Below are 19,722 nucleotides of genomic sequence, written 5' to 3'. Positions count from 1 at the left end.
AGTCGCCCCGATTCTTTCTATTGCACGCCGATCTGCTCCCTTCTCCCCTTGCGGGAGAAGGGTTGGGGATGAGGGGGCGACACCAAGGCTTGTGCAACACGAGCCAAGTGTAGATTGCTCCGCTAACTCGGCTCCTGGCTGACCAATTCCCGCATCAGTTCCTTTAGCCAAATCAAGGCAGGTTGCTGGGCATGGACCGGGTGCCAGACGCAGTTGAGGTGATAATCCGGCACGTCCGCCGGCAGCGGCAGGCTCTTGAGCGGCCAGTGATCGGCCAGCAGCTCCGCCACCTTGCGGGGCAGCACCAGCAGGTGATCGCTCTGGCTCACGATGGCGGCGGCGGACATATAGCTCTGGCTGTTGACCGAGATGGTGCGGGACAGCCCCTGGCTCTGGAGAAACTTGTCGAGGCTCGCCTCCGAGGTGCCGAGGGGCGAGTGGAACACATGGGGCATCTCGACTAACTGCGTGAGCGTGATGCGCTCCTCCGGCAGCTCGCGGGTGGCGCGCACCAGCCCGGCCAGGGGCTCGGTCAGCCAGGTCTCCTTGCCCAGATACCCGGGCACCTGCATGTACTCGTCAAACCCCAGCACCAGGTCTATCTCTCCGCTCGCGAGTTCCGCCTCCGGCAGGCTGTCGCGCAGGATGCGGATCTCTATGGTGACCCCGGGCGCGAGCATTTTGAGGCGCGAGATGAGCGGCGGGATCAGCACGCACTCCACGTAATCCGTGGTGCAGAGCACGAAGCGGCGCTTGGAGTGGCGCGGCTCGAACTCCTCCTCGTCGCTGAGCTGCTGCTCCAGCAGCCGCAGCACCTGCTGCACCCCCAGGTGCAGTCGCTGGGCGCGGGGGGTCGGCAGCATCCCCTGGGGTGTGCGCACCAGGAGCGGGTCGCCGAAGAAGGTGCGCAACCGGCCGAGGGCGTGGCTCATGGCGGGTTGACTGATAAACAGCGCCTCCGAGGCACGGGTGACGCTGCCCTGTGTCATCAGGGCGTCAAAGGCGAGCAGCAGATTGAGGTCGAGCTGGTGCAATTTCATGGGGTGGTTATTCGTGCCATTTATGGGATGATTAATCCTATTCATTTGATTGATGTGGATGCAACTTCTTACACTGCGACCACTCAAATCTTCTCGGGTGCGCCAGGCGGTTGCGTAGCCGATGACAAGCCGGCGGGCCAAAAAACGGTGCATGCCTCGAGCCAGAGCGTGAACCGATTTCAAATCCGCCCGTTTCTCCATTCCCCGTGATGCGCATGTCGCCATCAGGGCCTGCAAGGATATTGCGATGAGCATCAAGACTCTCAACACCACCCCGGCCGCCGACGGCTTCACCATGCCCGCCGAGTGGGCGCACCAGCAGGCCGTCTGGATGATCTGGCCGTTCCGCCCGGACAACTGGCGTGAGGCCGGTCGCTTCGCCCAGAGCACCTTCGCCAAGGTGGCGGACGCCATCGGTGGTGCCACCCCCGTCTTTATGGGCGTGCCGGCGGAGTTTATGGACAAGGCGCGCACCATCATGCCTGCCCACGTCACCCTGGTGGAGATGGCGAGCGATGACTGCTGGGCCCGCGACTCAGGCCCGACCGTGGTCACCAACGCCGCCGGCGAGTGCCGCGGGGTGGATTGGGGCTTCAACGCCTGGGGCGGCTTCAAGGGCGGCCTCTACCACCCCTGGAACCAGGACGAAGAGGTAGCGGCCAAGATGCTGAGCCAGCATGGCATGGATCGCTACGACGCGCCGCTGATCCTGGAAGGGGGCTCCATCCACGTGGATGGCGAGGGCACCTGCATGACCACGGCCGAGTGCCTGCTGAACGAAAACCGCAACCCGCACCTGACCAAGGCGCAGATCGAGGCGCACCTGCGCGACTATCTCGGCGTCACCAGCTTTATCTGGCTGGACGAAGGCGTCTATCTGGACGAGACCGACGGCCACATCGACAACATGTGCTGCTTCGTGCGCCCGGGTGAAGTGGCCCTGCACTGGACCGACGACGAGACAGATCCCCAGTACGCCCGCTCCCTGGCGGCCTTGAAGGTGCTGGAAGCCGTGGTGGACGCCAAGGGCCGCAAGCTGAAAGTGTGGAAGCTGCCCCAGCCGGGCCCGCTGTTCAGCACCGCCGAGGAGTCCGACGGGGTGGAGCAGGGCAGCGGCGTGCCGCGCGAGGCCGAAGGTCGTCTGGCCGGTTCCTACGTGAACTTCCTCATCACCAACGATCGCATCGTCTACCCCCTGCTGGACGCCGCCACCGACGACGAGGCCCAGCGCATCCTGGAAGAGATCTTCCCGGAGCATAAGGTCATCGGCGTGCCGGCCCGCGAGATCCTGCTGGGCGGCGGCAATATCCACTGCATTACCCAGCAGATCCCGTCCGGCAAGTAAGAACCGGGTGACGATCCTGCTGCGAGGCCGTGATCAAGGCTCATGTGCTGCTCGCTTATGTGAAACCGAGGGCTCACGTATGTTTATACGCTCCGGTTCCTGCGCAGCTCTTCACCTTGCTGACGACCTCTCGCTACGGGTCGTGCTCCGGTTCCAAGCCTGCTGAGGCTGGTGCTCAAAACCCCACGCTGTGGGGTTTTATCTCTTGATGACATGATGGTCGCAGGCGCTGATGCGGCGATCATCATTACAAACAGTCACCCTTTTACAGGAGATCCCCATGATCGAAGTGACCGAGGTTTCCATTGCCGAGCTGCGCGGTGCGCTCGAAGCAGGCCGCACCACTGCGGTCGAACTGGTCAAGGCCTATCTGGCCCGGATCGAGGCCTACAACGGCCCCGAGACTGCCACCAAGCTCAACGCCCTCGTGGTGCCCAATCCCGATGCGCTGAAAGAGGCGCAAGCGTCTGATGCTCGCCGCGCCCGTGGCGAAACTCTGGGGCCGCTGGACGGCATCCCCTACACCGCCAAAGACAGCTATCTGGTCAAGGGGCTGACTGCCGCCTCCGGCAGCCCGGCCTTCAAGGATCTGGTGGCCCAGCGCGATGCCTTTACCGTTGAGCGCCTGCGCGCCGCCGGTGCCATCTGCCTTGGCAAGACCAATATGCCGCCGATGGCCAATGGCGGCATGCAGCGCGGCGTCTATGGCCGTGCCGAGAGCCCCTACAACGCCGACTACCTGACCGCGCCGTTTGCCTCCGGTTCCTCCAACGGGGCCGGTACTGCCACCGCCGCCAGCTTCTCCGCCTTTGGTCTCGCCGAAGAGACCTGGTCGAGCGGCCGTGGCCCTGCATCCAACAACGGTCTGTGTGCCTACACCCCGTCCCGTGGCGTGATTTCGGTGCGCGGCAACTGGCCGCTGACCCCGACCATGGACGTGGTGGTGCCCTACGCCCGTACCATGGCCGATCTGCTGGAAGTGCTGGATGTGGTCGTCGCCGACGATGCCGATACCCGTGGCGATCTGTGGCGTATGCAGCCCTGGGTCAAGATCCCCAAGGCGTCCGAGGTGCGTCCGGCTTCCTATCTCGATCTCGCCGCCGGTGCCTCCGCCCTCAAGGGCAAGCGCCTCGGCGTGCCGCGCATGTTTATCAACAAGGATGAACTGGCCGGCACCAGCGAAAACCCCGGTATCGGCGGCCCGACCGGTCAGCGCATCCATACCCGCGAGGCCGTGATTACACTGTGGGAGCAGGCCCGTCAGGCGCTGGAAGCCGCGGGCGCCGAAGTCATCGAAGTGGACTTCCCGCTGGTCTCCAACTGCGAAGGGGACCGACCCGGCGCGCCGACCGTGTTCAATCGCGGCATCGTGAGCCCGGAGTTTCTCAACGACGAGCTGTGGGAGCTCTCCGGCTGGGCGTTCGACGACTTCCTGCGCGCCAACGGCGATCCCAAGCTCAACAAGCTTGCCGATGTCGATGGGCCGAAGATCTTCCCCCACGATCCGGGCACCTTGCCGAACCGCGAGGGCGATCTGGCGGCGGGCATGGACGAGTACGTCAATATGGCCAAGCGCGGCATCAAGCGCTTTGACGAGATTGCTTCGGTGCCGGACGGCCTGCGCGGCCTGGAGAAGACCCGCAAGCTGGACTTGGAGGACTGGATGGACGGGCTCAAGCTCGACGCCGTGCTGTTCCCCACCGTTGCCGACGTCGCCCCGGCTGATGCGGATGTGAACCCGGCCTCCGCCGATATCGCCTGGAGCAATGGCATCTGGGTCGCCAACGGCAACCTCGCCATTCGCCACCTCGGCGTGCCGACCGTCACCGTCCCCATGGGCATCATGGCCGATATCGGTATGCCGGTGGGCCTGACCTTCGCCGGCCGCGCCTATGACGACAACAAGCTGCTGCGCTTTGCCTCGGCCTTCGAGTCTACCGGCAGCAAGCGCAGGGTGCCGCCGCGCACGCCGCCGCTGGTTTGATTGCTGTTATGAGTTAAATATCTCGGGTTCGTCCGGAGATAATGAAAAAAACCCACCGACTATGCAGGTGGGTTTTTATTTCCTGTGTTGGAGTTAATTGCTAAATAAAAACAATACCACTATCATTCATTGGTAGAAACAGTGTGGTTTATATTCTGTATGTTTATGATGGAGAAAGTTGGATTGCAAAAAACCATGGTCAAGCTGGGTAAGTGATAGTATATGTGAGCGAGATAGAAACTGAATGCATTTTTATGGTAATGAAGGATGACGGTTTACACTGAACTATGGGATGACCATAGAGAAACATAAAGCTCGAAACGTGCTTAAACTTGGTCATTCCAGTAGTTAAAGATATATTTTCTGTATTCTGGTGTTATTTTTCTGTCTTCACTAAAAGTGAAGCGATTTCCTCCAGTTTGTCATCAAACGCGACAGCATTTCTTATACCAGCATCCCTTAAATTTTCAAGGTTCTCTCGAGTTGCATTATCTAACGCCGGATCAGCGCCATATAATTCTGATTGAATTCTATAATACTTTGAGTTTTTCACTGTTGATGCGATTTGCTGCAAATAGTACTCTGTCATTTGCGGCCCACCCTCAAGGGCAATGTCAATAGCTGGTTTTGCCCATCCAAGTGGTCCCCAATCTTTCACATCTGAATATGTGTAGCCTTTTAATTTTTTACCTGTACCAAGAGACACAATGATCATGTCTTTAATGCCATTGATACCGTCAAATTTTATGGCTTCTGAATAAGCACATAGAGCCGGGTCATTTGCTACTACACCACCATCAACCAAAACAAATTTTTGCTTTAACGGTGGCATAGAATAAATTCGTGCTGCTTCAAAGTAAGTTGGCGCAGCAGTACTACCTCGTAAGAGATCTCGTACTAAAAAATCCCGTTGCTTTTGTAAAGCAGTATGTTGTTTAAAAATTGTTGGTAATCGTCTGTCTACATCATAGGAAATAAAACAAGTAGGTTTTAATAATTCACTAAGTTTTGTGTCCCCAAAGGCGTCCTTTAATACTCTCTCAAGCTCTGTTGATGAATATTTTTCATCACTGTTACCTCCGAGTGTTCCGATAGAACGCCAGAATTTAACGTCGAATATTTCATCACCGTCTTCAAGATAAAAATTGACTACTTCTTGAGCAGAAAACTTTGGCTTCCCTTCACTATTAGGACAAACATACGCCGCGCTTAGAATTGCCCCAGTACTTGTTCCTGCAACTAGGTCGAAATAATCCCCTATCTTAGCGTTCTTGTTGCCTGATTTGATTTTTAATTTATTTTCAAGCGACACCAATATTTGTCCTGGAAGTATCCCTCTGATACCACCCCCATCAATAGATAGTATTCTCATTACCATTTCATGCTCTCCTAAAATGTATCATTTAGATGCTGTAAATAACGTGCTAAAAATAAGGGGAAGTTTCAGTTTCAGTCCACTTGGTGGAAATGTAGTCTCTTCTGCATTGTTACTTTCATGGTAGGCTCACTAGGTCTCTACCTAGCAAGATAATTGCTATTTGTGACCATGATCAACTTATGCTAATAGAGAGTTTTTCTCTATCTCCATGAGTTTTTTGTTGCGCTTTGAACCGAAGTATACGTGGCATCGGTACAGATGTTTGATACTGCTAGCTAATCTCAGGGGTGACAGTACGAGGGTCATAAAATATCGATCACCTAGTGGATGCCACTGCAGATAACAATTGGGCTTACACTGATTCTCCATCTCTGTCGCTCTGGTTTATATGTCATCTCGTTCGTCGAGGACTCTGCCCATTGCCGGAGGAACGTGCGGCTTTAACACGCCTTGCTGATCTTGGTCACTCACCTGCTGCTGGCGGAGATGGCAACTCACTGAATGACAAAAACTCCCAGTCGGGCGTTTTTGTCTAGGGGTTATCGTGTGCCTTGCGGGTTCTACTGACGTATCTTTTTATTGGTTACCATCTTGCCCGGAGGGGGGCGCAGCCTTGGTGAGGGCATCGATGGCATTGGGCACAAATCGCTCGGAGAAGCCGGCGATAAAGGCCCAGATGATGGCCTTGGCCGCATCCAGATTGGTGGCTGGGGAGACCATAGTCAGCAGTGCCTCCAAGGAGACATAGGGGTGTCCCATGTGTTGAAACTTGGGAAAAAGGTCGCCCTGCAGCAGGCTGCTGGCAAAGAGCCCGTAGGCGATAAAGCCGAGAATGCCGGAAAACAGCAGGGAGACATAAAATTGTGTCACGATCACGCGGGGCTGGCTGATCCTTGTGATGGCATCGCTGTCGTGCAGCTTGGCGAGGCGGTAATAGTTGTTGATGACAGCCCCCACTGAACCGGCAAAGAAGATGGCGGTCATGATGTTGGAAATGCGCGGGGAAGTTTGCAGCAGCAGTATCAGGACGAGCCCTCCGAAGGAGATAAGTCCGCTGATTGCCAAGTGTCTGTAATAGCGATCCATGAGTAGCTCTTTCGCAGAAATAGGCCTTATTCAAGATAGCCAACCCTAGGGGGGATGATCTGATAGGGGTGGTTATACGGAGGCGGAAGGGTGCTCAGGGTGTAGATATAGGGCCTCTGGGGCGACTAGTGATAAAGCGTTTCGGAGATGTAGTGATATTGAGGTGTTTATTCTGCTATCAGGCGCAGCTCGGTATGCGGATGTTAATCGCCCCTGTATGGTTTGGAGCTTGCCTTGTATATCGGACCTTACGGAGAGTTGGGTGATGAAAGCCTGCATGAGGTCTTGTCGCCAACCAGTTGCCGGTTTCACTCACTGTTCTTATAGTGATTTCCCCTGACTTCACCCAAACTTCACACTGCCTCATTTCTCCCTCATAAATCCCCCGTATCTTCTGCTCACTGCTTAAAGGGCCCGGTATGCCGCGAAAGGCCAGGGGCCGGATAGATAGAAGGAGCAACAACATGAAGAGTTGGATCAAGGTGGGGTTGGCGGGAGGGCTGGTACTGGTGGCGGGCCTCTGGGGTGGCAGCGTGCGGGCGGCGGGGAATGAGTGCCTGCAGCCACAGAGCTCCAGCCATGGGGTGGATCACTATGATGGCCAGAGTGATGATCAGCGTAATGGTAAGAGCGCCAATTCGTCGCTTGGGATCTGGTGGGAGAGCCAAGGCTCCGCCCCTGAGTCTGGTGGCGCCTTGAGGCCGTGATGGGTCGGCTGCCGGCCCCTGACTAATAGCCTGGTGCATCAAGGCTGTTCAATCCGGGTCTCCCTTTTATAAGATGGACTTCTCCCTTGCCCCGCAGCGACCCGGCCTTTCGACCCATGGAAGTTATGCAAGACGCACAACCCGACTCCCTCACTCGCCTCAAGCAGGTCTTCGTCACCGGCATGTGGGCGTCGCTGGCCAGCATCCTCATCGGCTTCGCCTTCAAGGTGTGGCTGGCGCAGTGGGTGGCCAAGGGGGATCTGGCGCTGTTCAACAGCGTGGTGGATTTGATCTCGCTTTCCCTCATCCTGATGACCGGTTTTCGATCCTCCATGGTGGTGAGCTACTCCCAGACCAAGAACGATAGGGACATCATCAATATCTTCCGCTACTTCCTCATCGGCATGGTGCTGCTCACCTGGGGGGTCGTTATCCCCTATATCAAGCACGGGCTCCATATCCGGGCCGAGTATCTGCAACTGGTGGGGATCATCTTCGGGCTGGGGCTCAAGGTCTACTTCACCAATCTGGTGGCCATGTACCGGATGTACGAGATCTCGAATCGGGTCACCTGGCTGGAGCCGCTCGCCAACGCCCTGATGTTCGGGATCTGCTATTTCGGCCTCGGGTTGGATGCGCTTGGCTCGCTGTTCTACGGGCTGACCTTCTCCTCGCTGGGCATCGCCGGCTACATGTATCTGCATCGGCGCCGGGCCATCGCCACCCGGCCGCTCGCCAAGGTCGCGCTCGGCCCCGAGATGCGCAGCTATGTGAAGAAGAGCTTCACCGCGTCGCTCGAGGCGGGGGCCAGCATCCTGATGATCTACATCACTGTGCTGCTCACCATACGCCACTTCAGTCTCGACGAGCTGGGGGATTTTCAGGTGGTGGTACGCCCCATCTTCACCTATATGACCCTGCTGTTTGTCTTCCCCATCTACCGTTTCGTGCTGCCGGAATTGGCGGTCAATCTGCGCAATGGAGATCACCGCCAGATCCGGCTGATCCGTAGCTGGATATTTCGTCTTAGTGCCGTGATTAGCATCATATTCTTCACCGTTATGCTGCTATGGGGTAAATCGCTGGTGTTGCTGCTGTTCCCCGCCGACTATGTGGGGGCGGTGCCCGTGCTGTTTCACTTCTCCATCTTCTTTATCTTTATGATGCTCAACGGCTATCAGCTTGCCTATATCAAGGCCCACGGCCACTTCACCGAGAGCCTGATCATCCGCCTGGTGGGCATAGTGGCCCTGGTGGCGGCCTACTACCTGGTGGCTCAGTTCACCGCCAACGTGGTGGCCATCATAGTGGCGCTGGGTCTGGGCTATCTGGCGATGTTTATCCTCTCCACCCTGGCGGAGCGGCGGATCCTCAAATCCCTGCCGCCCGAGCCGCTTCCTCAGCCCTCGTGATGACTGATGAGAGCAATAAAAAAACGCCCGATCGGGCGTTTTTTTATTGGGGATGGATGCAGAGGCTTTGCTCTTTCCCGGTTCTGCTCCCCCTGTTGATGACAAGAGGGCTCTGGGTCTAGCGCTTGCCTTTGCCGCCCTTGTTGCCAGAGAGCGCCTGCTTTCTGGCCTTCTGCTTCTGGGCGGCCCTGCTATTGCGGCGGGGTTCTGGCTCGAAGCGGGTGAGATCCGGCTCGAAGCCCGGGAACCACTGCTGGGGCAATCGGGTATCGAGCACGGCTTCGACTTTTTCAAGCTGCGGCGCGTCGTCCTGGCTGAACAACGTGATGGCGAGCCCCTTGTTGCCGGCGCGGCCGGTGCGACCGATGCGGTGCACGTAATCCTCCGGCTGATGCGGGAACTCCAGGTTGATCACGTAGTTGAGTTCCTGAATGTCCAGGCCGCGGGCGGCCACGTCGGTGGCAACCAGCGCCTGCAAGGTGCCGGCGCGAAACTCCAGCAGCACTTTTTCGCGCGCGCTCTGGGAGAGATCCCCGTGAAAGGCCAGCGCATTGATGCCCGCCTTGCCGAGCCGCTGGGCCAGCTGGTCGGCCCCCTGGCGGGTGCGGCTGAAGATCAGGGCCGGCGCCCAGCCCTTCACCTTGATCAGGTGTTCGATCAAGGCCTGCTTGCGATCGCCATCCACCGTATAGACCCGCTGCTCTATCTCGGCCGCCGTGGTGTTGCGCGGGGCGACTTCAATCAGTACAGGATCGCGTAGCAAGACCTTGCTCAAGGCGAACAGGTTGTCGTCGCAGGTGGCGGAAAACAGCAGGGTCTGGCGCTCGGCGGGTATTTGTCTGAGCAGCGCCTTGATCTCGTCCATAAAGCCCATGTCGAGCATACGGTCCGCCTCATCGAACACCAGATGGGTGAGCTGCGCGAGGCTGAGGGCCCCCTGGCGCAGGTGGTCGAGCAGCCGGCCCGGGGTGGAGATCAGGATATCCACCCCGTTTCTGAGCACCTCCACCTGGGCGGCTATGCTGACCCCGCCGTAGACCAGAGCGCTGGTGAGATTCGTCTCCTTGCCATAGCGCAGCACGCTTTCGTGCACCTGTACCGCCAGCTCCCGGGTCGGCACCAGCACCAGCGCGCGGATGGGGCGAGTGGCGGCCGGCTCGGCTTGCTGAGCCATCAACAGCTGCAAGATGGGCAGCACGAAGGCGGCCGTCTTGCCGGTGCCGGTCTGGGCCCCCGCCAGCAGATCCCGCCCTGCCAGCACCAGGGGAATGGCGGCGGCCTGAATGGGGGTAGGCGTCGTATAGCCCAGATCATCCAGGGTCTGTTGCAAGGGAGAGGAGAGGGCCAGTTCGGCAAAGGAGGCAAGGGTCATAACGGGTCCAGCACTGGGCTTGGGCGAAGGCCACGGCAGATGAGTGCCTGGGCCCTGGCCGCAAGGGGCTCAAGAGAATGGCGCCATGGTAACAGAAGCCCCTCGTTGGGCAGAAGGCTGGAAGGAGGACCGCTGAGCGTACTGGCCGTAATATCATGGATATCTGATGCAGGCTTTGGACTAGTATGAAGCTGCTGTAGATAGCCTTCGGTCATGTTTTCCATGATGAATCGACAAGGAGTCCGCGATGACGAGAAGATTGATTGTGTGTTGCGATGGCACTTGGAACAGCGAGGACAACAAGGATAAGGGGGTACTGGCCCCCACCAACGTCTTTCGGCTGTTCAATGCCCTCTGCTGTGATGAAACCCAGCTCACCCGCTACCAGACGGGCGTGGGCAGCGGCGGTCTGGTGGACAAGATCTTGGGGGGCAGCATAGGGCTCGGATTGAGCGAGGATATCCGGGATTGTTATCAGTGGTTGGCGACCAACTATCAGCAGGGGGATGAGATTTTCCTGTTTGGCTTCAGTCGGGGGGCCTTCACCGCCCGTAGCCTGGGGGGGATGATCGGACGCTTTGGCATAGTCAGGTTTGCACCAGGGGATAGCATGAGTACCGTAGTGCAGCGAATCTACCGCAAGGGCTATCGCCATGGTCAGGCACTCGATGATTTGAGCTTTCATCCCGAGTCGAAGGCGATCCGCTTCATCGGCGTCTGGGATACCGTGGGAGCGCTTGGCATCCCTGATGACAAGGCCCTGCTCAATCTGCTCGACAACCCCGACAATTACCGCTTCCACGATGTGAAACTCGGTACGCACGTACAGACCGCGCGTCATGCCATTGCCATTGACGAGAAGCGTGGCAGCTTTACCCCGACCCTTTGGGAGGCGGCGCCAGAGAGGGATCTGCTACAGCTCTGGTTTGCCGGGGTACACAGTGATGTGGGAGGGGGTTACAAGGAGAGCGGGCTCGCGGATGTGACGCTGAAATGGATGATGGATGAGGCGATGCCGTGCGGTCTTCAGTTCAAGGCATCTGCTCAGAAGCAGATTCATCCCAACCCATTGGATCAACTTCATGAATCCCATGTAGGTCTGATGAAGCTGCTGTTGACGGCACCGCGCAGTCTGCCCGTACTGAGCTCGTCAGCCATTCACGGCTCGGTACAGAAAAGGCGTGAGGCGCCCCCCATCGATCAGATGGCTTATCTACCGGCCCGCAAGTGGTCTGCCGATGGGCACATCACGCTCGACATCTATGCCCGCCACCCCTGGTTCTGGACCGGGGTCTATCTGGAAGCAGGGCAGAGTTATCGCTTTGAGGCACAAGGTGAGTGGATGGACTCCACCATCCCGGCCGGACCGGAAGGAGTGCACGACAAGGCATTCGTTCACGTGATGGCCAGTGCGCTTGGCAAGGTAGAAGCCTGGTATGGCCAGGTGAGCGGCAATCCTCAGGCCAACTTCGTGATGACCAAGCGGCTGGAGGATGCGGACTGGTTCGCCCTGATCGGTGTCCTGGCCAATGGAGGCAATCCGAAACCGGATGGCACGCCTGAACCTGCTAGCAGCTTCATCATCGGCAAAGGTACCGAATTCACTGTGCCAAAAAGTGGTTACCTCTACTGTTTTGCGAACGATGCCTGGGGTTTTTACGATAACAACAGGGGGTTTGTGACACTGACGGTGACACAGCTGTAGTAATACCGTATTACCGGCAGGGCTAGGCCCTGTCGGTTGGCGTCTCGCAAGATTCCCTGACCAGCCTGATCACCAACCCCCGGTAGTAGGCGATATTGTGCTTGCCATGCTGTTTGACGTGATAGAGCAGCTCGTCCGCCAGGGCGACGGCGTCCGGCACCGTCAGGTAGTCGCGGATGCGGATGATGCCGGCCGAGAAGGTGATGGGCATGGGCAGTTCATCAATCTGCAGTGGCTGCGCCAGCAGGCGGGCGACGCACTGGTGCATCTCGGCCTCGTTCCCGAGCCCCTTGTAGAGGGCGATAAACTCTTCACCCCCCCAGCGGATGGCGGTGTCACCGCGACGAATGCGCTCGTGCAGGTGGCGGGCGAAGGCGACCAGGGCCCTGTCCCCCACGCCGTGGCCATAGGTGTCGTTGATGGACTTGAAGTTGTCGATGTCCAGGATCATCAGGTAGTCGTGATCCTGCAGCATTGCCTGATCCAGGATGTCCCGTCGTGGCAACCGGGTCAGGTGATCCGTGTGGGCCAAGGCGCGCAGACGGGCGTAGATTCGGCGCCAGGTCAGCATGAACAACAGCAGGGCGATCAGGTAGAGCTTGAAGGCTGGGCTGTAGCGCAGCACCCGCTGCATGAAGTCATCGTAGGTGTAGGACCACTTCAGGTAGAGATCGGCCCCCGCCTTGGTGCGCATCAGCGGCGTGCTCAGGCAGATGTGATGGGGGCGGCAGGGCTCGACCGCATCGAAGGTGATAACGGTACGGCTCGGGTTGAGCCCCTCGTAGGGTTGCAACACATCCTTGAAGGCGGCGTCGACGGCGATGTCTATCCCGGTCAGGCCATAACGATAGGCCCGGCTGGCCTGATCGTAATAGTCGAAGGGGAAATACATGGTGATGGTCTGGCGCCCGGTGAAGGTGTCCGTGTAGATGTCGGATACCTGGGCCTCGTCGCTACTGCAGGGCTCGTGAGTCATGGCGAAGGCTGCGCAGCCGAAGTAGTGGTACCAGTGATCCATCTTGTTCAGCACCCGGTTGGCGGGCTGCAAGCGGGCCGGCAGATCCCGGTTGTCTGCCATCATGCCGAGCAGGCGGTGATCGTCGAAGATGGCGTAGAGGTTGATGACCTCGGGGTAGGAGAGTACGTACTGATAGGTGGCCAGGGTCTCGCGGATCGACGGCATCAGGGGGATCTGGGCCAGGGGGTCCAGGGTCTTGAAGTCATAGCCATAGACATAGGCCAGGGCGTCGCGATTCTCGCTAAAGATGGCGGTCTTGATGGCACTCTCATCGATGAACTGCGCAAGCTCTGCCGGGGAGAGGATGCGCGCCCGTTGGTAGAACACCTCGAACACGTTCTGCTGCTTGGCGGTGATGAGCCGCATGTCGTGGCGGATGTTGAGGTAGGTGTAGTAACACACCACTATCAGCCCCACCAGGGCCAGGCCGAAGAAGCCGAGCCGGCGTCGCCACGTGCGGGACTGGGGGGGCAATTTCGATGCAGGCATGGACCTTCCCGAGTGGCGATAGAGGGTTGCAACCGATCCGGCTTCGCTAATTATAAACGAGCAGGATCTGACGAACGTCAATTGTTGTGGGAATGAGCCATTAATATCAAGGGGATAGATACTAATTTACGTATTCCCAACGGGCTCCCGACAGCCGGGGAGAGGGGGCTTATTGGATACCACATTATGGTCGGCCAACATTGACGCAAGCTGAATGCCCATGGCATGGGCAGGAGGGAGATAAAGAAAGAGGCCATGGCCGGGTCTCGTAGCATCACGATTTGGGCTCTCCAACCTGGCCCCTGAGCATCAGGATGCCAGCACGACCTGCCTGGCATCCAGATGGTGCATCCACTCCCGCAGGATCAGGAGGGTGGCGGCGAAGCGGCGAGCCTTGGGCAGGTTGGCCGCGGCCAGGGGATCCCCTTCCACCATGGCGGCGAATTGGCCGAACAGCTGCTCGATGCTCTCCCGGCTCAGGATCTTCCCACCGAGGGCGTCGGCCAGGGGATAGGGGCCATACAGCCAGAGCGCCTCGTGGGGAGGGATACTGGCCGCGAGCGGCATCAGCACATCCTCCACCACCATGATGGCCTGTTCGAGCTCCAGTGCACTGGGCGGATCCCGGCGAAACGGGCCCGGCGTCATGGCATCGAGGCCAAAGGCCAGCGGGAATGTTTCACTCGTCCCGTCCTGCTGGACTATCTCCAATCGGCTGGTCTGCTCGCCCAGGATCAGGGAGAGCCTGGGGGCTTGTCGCTCTGTCATCACTATTCCTTATTTCACCGCTCGACACAGCCCCATGGATACACCCGTTCGGGCGCGCAGGCGAGCGCTTTCCCCCATTCGGGTCCCGGGACTTGCAAAGAACGGAGTTAATGGCATTCTGGATGTCTAGATTGCTATTTGTTTTTCATCTATTGCCAAGGAGTCCCGATATGGATATTCGCACCGCACCCCGCGTGCTCGCGCTCACCCTCTCGCTGCTGGCTGGCAGCGCCCTCGCCAACGAGGCGCTGGTGTTCCAGACCGATTTTGGTCTCAAGGATGGGGCCGTGTCGGCCATGAAGGGGGTCGCCTTCGGGGTGGACAGAACCCTGCCACTGCAGGATCTGACCCACGAGATCCCGGCCTACGACATCTGGGAGGCCTCCTACCGCCTCTATCAGACCCTCGACTACTGGCCCAAGGGCACGGTGTTTGTGAGCGTGGTGGATCCTGGGGTGGGCACGGCGCGCCACTCAGTGGTGCTCAAGACCAGGAGCGGTCACTACATCGTCTCACCGGACAACGGCACCCTGACCCTAGTGGCCGAGCACTTCGGCATAGAGGCGGTGCGCCAGATCGACGAGAAGCGCAATCGCCTCAAGGGCTCCGAGAAGTCCTACACCTTCCACGGTCGCGACGTGTACGCCTACACGGGCGCCCGTCTCGCCTCCGGCACCATCAGCTTTGATCAGGTGGGGCCCCTGTTGCCCGCCGAGGTGGTAACCATTCCCTATCAGGCCGCGCTGGTCGAGAGCGACGGCACCGTCAAGGGCACCATTCCCATCCTGGATGTGCAGTACGGCAACGTCTGGAGCAACATCGACGAGACCCTGCTGACCAAGGCGGGGATCAACAAGGGGGACAATGCCTGCCTCAAGATAAGCGAAGGGGAGGTGGTCAGGTTCGAGGGCAAGGCTCCCTACGTCAGCAGCTTCGGCGATGTGCCGGAAGGGCAGCCGCTCATCTACCTCAACAGCCTGTTGCAGGTGTCGGTGGCGCTCAACATGGACAGCTTCGCCGCCAAACATCAGGTGGCATCCGGTGCGAACTGGCATATCAGCCTGAAGAAGTGCTGAAGGGAGCCTGTCTGAGGGACCCCTTGGCTGAAGCCAGCAGGGAAGGGGGTTGGCACCTGCAAGGTGCCGATTCCCGAGGGGCCGGATCGGGTCTTCCTAGGCTGGCAGTTGTTATCAATATGAATATTAGCTGAACGCAATTGATAATGATTGGTATTTGAGTGGATAATCGCCGGCTTGTCCGACCACATTCCGGCCCACCCATGAGATCCCTATTACTGCTGGCCAGCCTGCTGGCCCTGACCGCCTGCAACGACAACAGCAGCGAGGGCACCAATCCGGTGCCTCCTGTCGTCGAGCCGCCCGTTGTCACCCCACCTGTCATCAATCCGCCGATCGTCACGCCTCCCGTCGAGCCGCCGCAGACTCATACCCGAACCGAGCTGACCCTCGCCATCTTTCTGGGTGACCGGTTGGCGCCGGGGGCCACCCTGGCCCTGCGCCAGCGCGCCACCGGCATAGGCACTTCCCTGATCCTGAGCAGCCAGGGCAATCCGACCCTGACTCTGCCCGCCGGCCTATTGTTGAGTGCGCCTCTCGAGCTCAGCGGTGAGCAGGATGGTTACATCTTGCGTGCCAGTAGTGCCCTGGTGGCCGATCTGGCCGCCGGTGACAATCGGGCTCGCCGCGCCGCCGCGCCGACGCTGCGCCTGGATGAGGAGGAGACGGCCCTCTTCCTGCTCAGCGATCTCAACGGTGACGGGGCACTCGATGCCAGTGAATGGGCCCAGGGCGGCGAGATCCGCCTGCAGCAAGAGGCTGCCATTCAGGACTACGCCACCCTGCTGCGGGCCCAGCGACTGGGGGCCGAGCTCAACTACCCCGACAGCTGGCAGATGCTGCTGGCACTGCGGGACGACAGCGCGGCGCGCAACTGGTATCGCCGCACCAATGGCACCGCCATTCAGGCCGCCCAGAGTGCCCTTTATCCGGCCAAGCCCGTCATCGCGGACGAGCCCGAGACCGCCGAGCTGTTGAGATTGGATGCGAAGGGCAAGTTGTTGATCCAGGGCAACTGGCAGTGTCTGCACGATGTGCGCACCGTCTCCAGCGTCAAGGGCAGCCAATACTGGCTGCCGGGGGAGGGCTTTATGAGCTCGGCGACGATGACTCGAGACGCCTTGTCACAGCGCCCGACCAGTTGTGGCCAAACCGGCTGGCGCCTGCCGACCCTGGTGGAGTTCGAGCGCCTGCTCACCGCCGACAAGCAGGGCTGGCGTTACCCTCATACCTTCGCCCTCGCCCTGCCTGAGTGGATCTGGCTGCAGGATGGCGCGAAGGAGCGCCTCTATCAGCCGCTCACCCACAGCTGGCGCGACGAGGGGGTGGGCAGCCTGCTCTGGTATACGGTCTCCCTTTACCCGGTGCGCCCCTCAGTGGTGCGTGACGGCGCCATGCCGGATCTGACGGCGCTGCGGGCGCAATACGCCGGCGACAGCAGCCAGTGGCCCACCGCCAATGTGGATGAAGGCGTGCAGTGGCAGGAGCTGGGAGCCATGCCTGCGGTGCCTTTCCCGACCGACAACCCTTATAGCCGCGCCAAGGTGGTGCTGGGTCAGCAGCTGTTCTTCGACAAGCGGCTCTCGAAGGCCAACGACATCAGCTGCGCCAGCTGTCACGATCCCCAGAAAGGCTGGAGCGACGGTCTGAGCGTCTCAGTCGGTCACCTCGGTCAGAAGGGCACCCGCAACGCCCCGACCATCCTCAATGCCGCCTACAGCAGCACCCAGTTCTGGGATGGCCGAGTCGGTTCCCTGGAGGAGCAGTCCCTGCATCCCATCAGCAACCCGGTGGAGATGGCGCTGGATCACGACGAACTGCTGGCACGGCTGCGAGCCAGCCCGGACTATGGGGAGGCCTTCGCCACCGCCTTCGGGGACGATCATATTTCGCTGGATCGGGTCGCCAAGGCGATCGCCACCTTCGAGCGCACCATCATCAGCAGCCCGAGCCCGTTGGAGCGCTTCGTCAAGGGAGATGCCCAGGCCCTCAGCGACAAGGCGTTGTGGGGCATGCACCTGTTTAGAACCGATGGTCGCTGCATGAACTGCCACTCGGGTCCCCTGCTGAGTCAGCACCAGTTCGAGAGCGTGGGGCTCACCTATTACGGCCGCAACCTGGAAGACAGGGGCCGCTTCCTGCAGACCCGCCAGCAGGCGGACATGGGCCTGTTCAAGACCCCGAGCCTGCGGGACGTGGCCTTCACCGGCCCCTATATGCACAACGGCGTCTTCCCTATCCTGGCCCAGCGCCTCGGCGGCTCTGTGCAGGGGGTGGTGGCCATGTACAACTTCGGCGTCACCAAGTGGAGTACCGGGGTGGGCTTCCCAACGGGGGTGGATATCCACGATCCCTTCTTCCCCAAGGCGTCCGATCATCTCCACGCCCTGGGCCTGACCAACGACGAGCTGGACGCCATCGGCGAGTTCCTGCGCGGTGCCTCGGCCGAGCCCAGACGCACCCCGGCCTCCGTTGCCGAGCTGGGCCTGAGCGAGGTGGATGATGCGCGTCCGGTCGGCGCCATCCCGGTGGATCTGGTGGTGACGCCGGCCCTGCCTCATCTGGAGGTGGGTCGCACCCTGGCGCTGCAGGCGGCCATGCGCCTGAGCGATGGCACGCAAACGGCATTGAGTGAGCCAGCGACCTGGCTCAGCGAGCAGACCGATCTGGCGAAGGTCGATGGGCAAGGGGTGGTGACAGGCCTCGCCGTGGGTCCGGCCAGTGTGCGGCTTACCGTCGGTGGTCGCACCCTGGCGGTGCGGGTCCAGGTTGTTGATGCACAGCCTGACTTCAGCCAGGGTTGTCATCAGCCCGAGCTGGCGGCGGGCAGGCTCTCCTTCGTCTGCCCGCTCACCCAGAGCGAGGCGGATCGACTGGGGATCGCCTATGACGATGTCGCGAATGACGAAGACGGGGATTACAACCCCTTCACCGCCAACTACGTGGCGATGGGTCAGGAGCGGGCGCGGGAATATTGCCAGCAGTTGGTGACCCGTGGTCACGACGACTGGCGCCTGCCGACGGCCCAGGAGCTGGCGAGCCTGTTTGCCGCCTATCACCAGAGCGGTGAGGAGATGAAGCTCTTGACCGAAAAAGGCTGGCCGCTCTACAGCCGCTTCTGGAGCAGCGACGCCAGTCATGGCGACGGCGAGGTGCCCTTGCTGGATCTGGGGACCGGTGAGCCCCTCACCGATCTGCCGGCAGAGGCCCATGCCGCCGCCTGCGTGCGGGCCCTCTAGCGCGCAAGCACTTCTTAATCGCGATAAAAACGGGCGCCCAGGCGCCCGTTTTTTCGTTCTTATATAAGGAGGAACTCAGAACTCGTTGGAGAGCGCCTTGTAACCTTTGACCAGATCGATGTTGGTGTGGGCCACGTCCTCGGAGAACTCGGTGGCATCGACCGTAACCCGCGGGATCTCGGCCAGATCGCTCTGCTGGTTGATGCGGGTGGTGGAGGGCACATAGAAGCCGGCGGGCAGATCGCAGCCGTCGACCACGGAGTTGTGGCGCACCACGCAGCCTTCGCCGATATGGCAGTTGAACAGCACGCTGTTGAAGCCGATGAAGACCCGGTTACCGACCTCGCAGGGGCCGTGCACTATGCTGCGGTGGGCGATGGAGCTGAACTCGCCTATGGTCACGGCGGCGCCGGACTTGGAGTGGATCACCACGCCATCCTGGATGTTGGAGTTGGCGCCGATGACGATGGGCTCCATGTCACCGGTCTCGTCCACCTCGTCGGCACGGATCACGGCGTAGGGGCCGACAAACACGTTCTCCTTGATGATCACCTTGCCGCAGATGATGGCGGTCTTGTCGATATAAGCGGATTCGTGGATGACGGGCAGGTGACCTGAGGGATTCTTGCGGATCATGTTACGTCCTGTTGCAGCTGAATTCGGGGATAAGGTGGCGGGACGCGGTGGCTCGCCGGAGAGTCAGCTTACGCCTCTGATCCGGCAGGGGAAACCCTTTACTGGTCTGACCCACTCTTTGTAATGGCATTTTGAATGGTTGTTCTTTGACTCCCTGATATGGGAGCATGAGGCTCGGCAGAGGGGTCCCTGCCGAGGGTTTTCACCATGAAGAGAGAGTACAAGATGAAGAAAATGATGGCGCTGCTGGCCGCCACCCTGCTGTGTGCCCCGGGTGTGCAGGCCAAGGGGGAAGTGGGTGAGTTTGACTACTATGCGCTGGCCCTCTCCTGGTCGCCCCAACACTGCGCCGTCAAACCTGGGGATCGGGAGCAGTGCAGCCGACCGCTGGGCTTCGTGCTGCACGGCCTCTGGCCCCAGTATCAGCGCGGCTACCCGAGCGATTGCAGTCGCGAGCAACTGGATCC

At 59.8% G+C, this 19,722-nt stretch carries 15 protein-coding genes (1 of these 15 cut by a window edge); 8 read left to right on the top strand and 7 right to left on the bottom strand.

The window, feature by feature from the left end; translation table 11 throughout:
- Positions 1-122 precede the first annotated feature (122 nt).
- Positions 123-1,040 (bottom strand): LysR family transcriptional regulator, encoded by a 918-nt coding sequence (locus tag ACT5M9_RS07775; protein WP_457983126.1) that lies wholly within the window; start codon positions 1,038-1,040, stop codon positions 123-125.
- A 247-nt stretch (positions 1,041-1,287) separates the two neighbouring features.
- Here ACT5M9_RS07775 and aguA point away from each other — a divergent pair, with 247 nt between their 5' ends.
- Both aguA and ACT5M9_RS07765 read left to right on the top strand, forming a co-directional pair.
- Positions 1,288-2,385, top strand: a complete 1,098-nt coding sequence (gene aguA / locus ACT5M9_RS07770) for an agmatine deiminase (RefSeq protein ID WP_457983124.1) — start codon at positions 1,288-1,290, stop codon at positions 2,383-2,385.
- A 280-nt stretch (positions 2,386-2,665) separates the two neighbouring features.
- Complete coding sequence (locus ACT5M9_RS07765; protein ID WP_457983122.1) at positions 2,666-4,369, top strand: amidase; 1,704 nt, start codon at positions 2,666-2,668, stop codon at positions 4,367-4,369.
- Between the two features lie 376 nt (positions 4,370-4,745).
- On the opposite strand, the gene ACT5M9_RS07760 is transcribed toward ACT5M9_RS07765, so the two are convergent.
- Positions 4,746-5,741 (bottom strand): patatin-like phospholipase family protein, encoded by a 996-nt coding sequence (locus tag ACT5M9_RS07760; protein ID WP_457983121.1) that lies wholly within the window; start codon positions 5,739-5,741, stop codon positions 4,746-4,748.
- 582 nt (positions 5,742-6,323) lie between these two features.
- On the bottom strand, positions 6,324-6,833 hold the full coding sequence (locus tag ACT5M9_RS07755; RefSeq protein WP_457983120.1) for a hypothetical protein: 510 nt from the start codon (positions 6,831-6,833) through the stop codon (positions 6,324-6,326).
- Positions 6,834-7,297: 464 nt separating this feature from the next.
- On the opposite strand from ACT5M9_RS07755, the gene ACT5M9_RS07750 reads away from it, so the two are divergent.
- Complete coding sequence (locus ACT5M9_RS07750; protein WP_457983119.1) at positions 7,298-7,540, top strand: hypothetical protein; 243 nt, start codon at positions 7,298-7,300, stop codon at positions 7,538-7,540.
- A 116-nt stretch (positions 7,541-7,656) separates the two neighbouring features.
- A complete protein-coding gene (locus tag ACT5M9_RS07745; RefSeq protein WP_457983118.1) occupies positions 7,657-8,952 on the top strand; it encodes a lipopolysaccharide biosynthesis protein in 1,296 nt (431 codons plus the stop codon).
- A gap of 118 nt (positions 8,953-9,070) precedes the next feature.
- Here ACT5M9_RS07745 and ACT5M9_RS07740 read toward each other — a convergent pair whose 3' ends face one another.
- A complete protein-coding gene (locus ACT5M9_RS07740; RefSeq protein ID WP_457983117.1) occupies positions 9,071-10,324 on the bottom strand; it encodes a DEAD/DEAH box helicase in 1,254 nt (417 codons plus the stop codon).
- Positions 10,325-10,571: 247 nt separating this feature from the next.
- On the opposite strand from ACT5M9_RS07740, the gene ACT5M9_RS07735 reads away from it, so the two are divergent.
- Positions 10,572-12,029 (top strand): T6SS phospholipase effector Tle1-like catalytic domain-containing protein, encoded by a 1,458-nt coding sequence (locus tag ACT5M9_RS07735; protein WP_457983115.1) that lies wholly within the window; start codon positions 10,572-10,574, stop codon positions 12,027-12,029.
- Between the two features lie 22 nt (positions 12,030-12,051).
- On the opposite strand, the gene ACT5M9_RS07730 is transcribed toward ACT5M9_RS07735, so the two are convergent.
- Positions 12,052-13,536 (bottom strand): GGDEF domain-containing protein, encoded by a 1,485-nt coding sequence (locus tag ACT5M9_RS07730; protein ID WP_457983113.1) that lies wholly within the window; start codon positions 13,534-13,536, stop codon positions 12,052-12,054.
- Between the two features lie 309 nt (positions 13,537-13,845).
- Positions 13,846-14,304, bottom strand: coding sequence for a hypothetical protein (locus ACT5M9_RS07725; RefSeq protein WP_457983112.1), 459 nt, complete (start codon positions 14,302-14,304; stop codon positions 13,846-13,848).
- Positions 14,305-14,474: 170 nt separating this feature from the next.
- On the opposite strand from ACT5M9_RS07725, the gene ACT5M9_RS07720 reads away from it, so the two are divergent.
- A complete protein-coding gene (locus ACT5M9_RS07720; RefSeq protein WP_457983110.1) occupies positions 14,475-15,380 on the top strand; it encodes an SAM hydrolase/SAM-dependent halogenase family protein in 906 nt (301 codons plus the stop codon).
- 203 nt (positions 15,381-15,583) lie between these two features.
- Entirely contained in the window at positions 15,584-18,619 is a 3,036-nt protein-coding gene (locus ACT5M9_RS07715; protein ID WP_457983109.1) for a cytochrome c peroxidase, read from the top strand.
- 75 nt (positions 18,620-18,694) lie between these two features.
- Here the strand turns inward: ACT5M9_RS07715 and ACT5M9_RS07710 are convergent, their stop codons facing one another.
- The gene (locus ACT5M9_RS07710) at positions 18,695-19,255 is read right to left on the bottom strand and encodes a gamma carbonic anhydrase family protein (RefSeq protein ID WP_042641619.1); all 561 of its coding nucleotides are present in this window, start codon (positions 19,253-19,255) and stop codon (positions 18,695-18,697) included.
- 225 nt (positions 19,256-19,480) lie between these two features.
- Between ACT5M9_RS07710 and ACT5M9_RS07705 the strand changes: the two genes are divergently transcribed.
- Positions 19,481-19,722: the 5' portion of a ribonuclease T2 family protein gene (locus ACT5M9_RS07705; RefSeq protein ID WP_457983107.1), read on the top strand. 400 nt of this gene lie beyond the right edge of the window; the window shows 242 of its 642 coding nt (coding positions 1-242); the start codon lies at positions 19,481-19,483; the stop codon falls past the right edge of the window.

The sequence above is a fragment of the Aeromonas sp. AE23HZ002T15 genome, assembly GCF_054165525.2.
The sequence above is the reverse complement of the archived record's forward strand: the minus strand, read 5'-3'. Positions and strand labels throughout refer to the sequence as shown.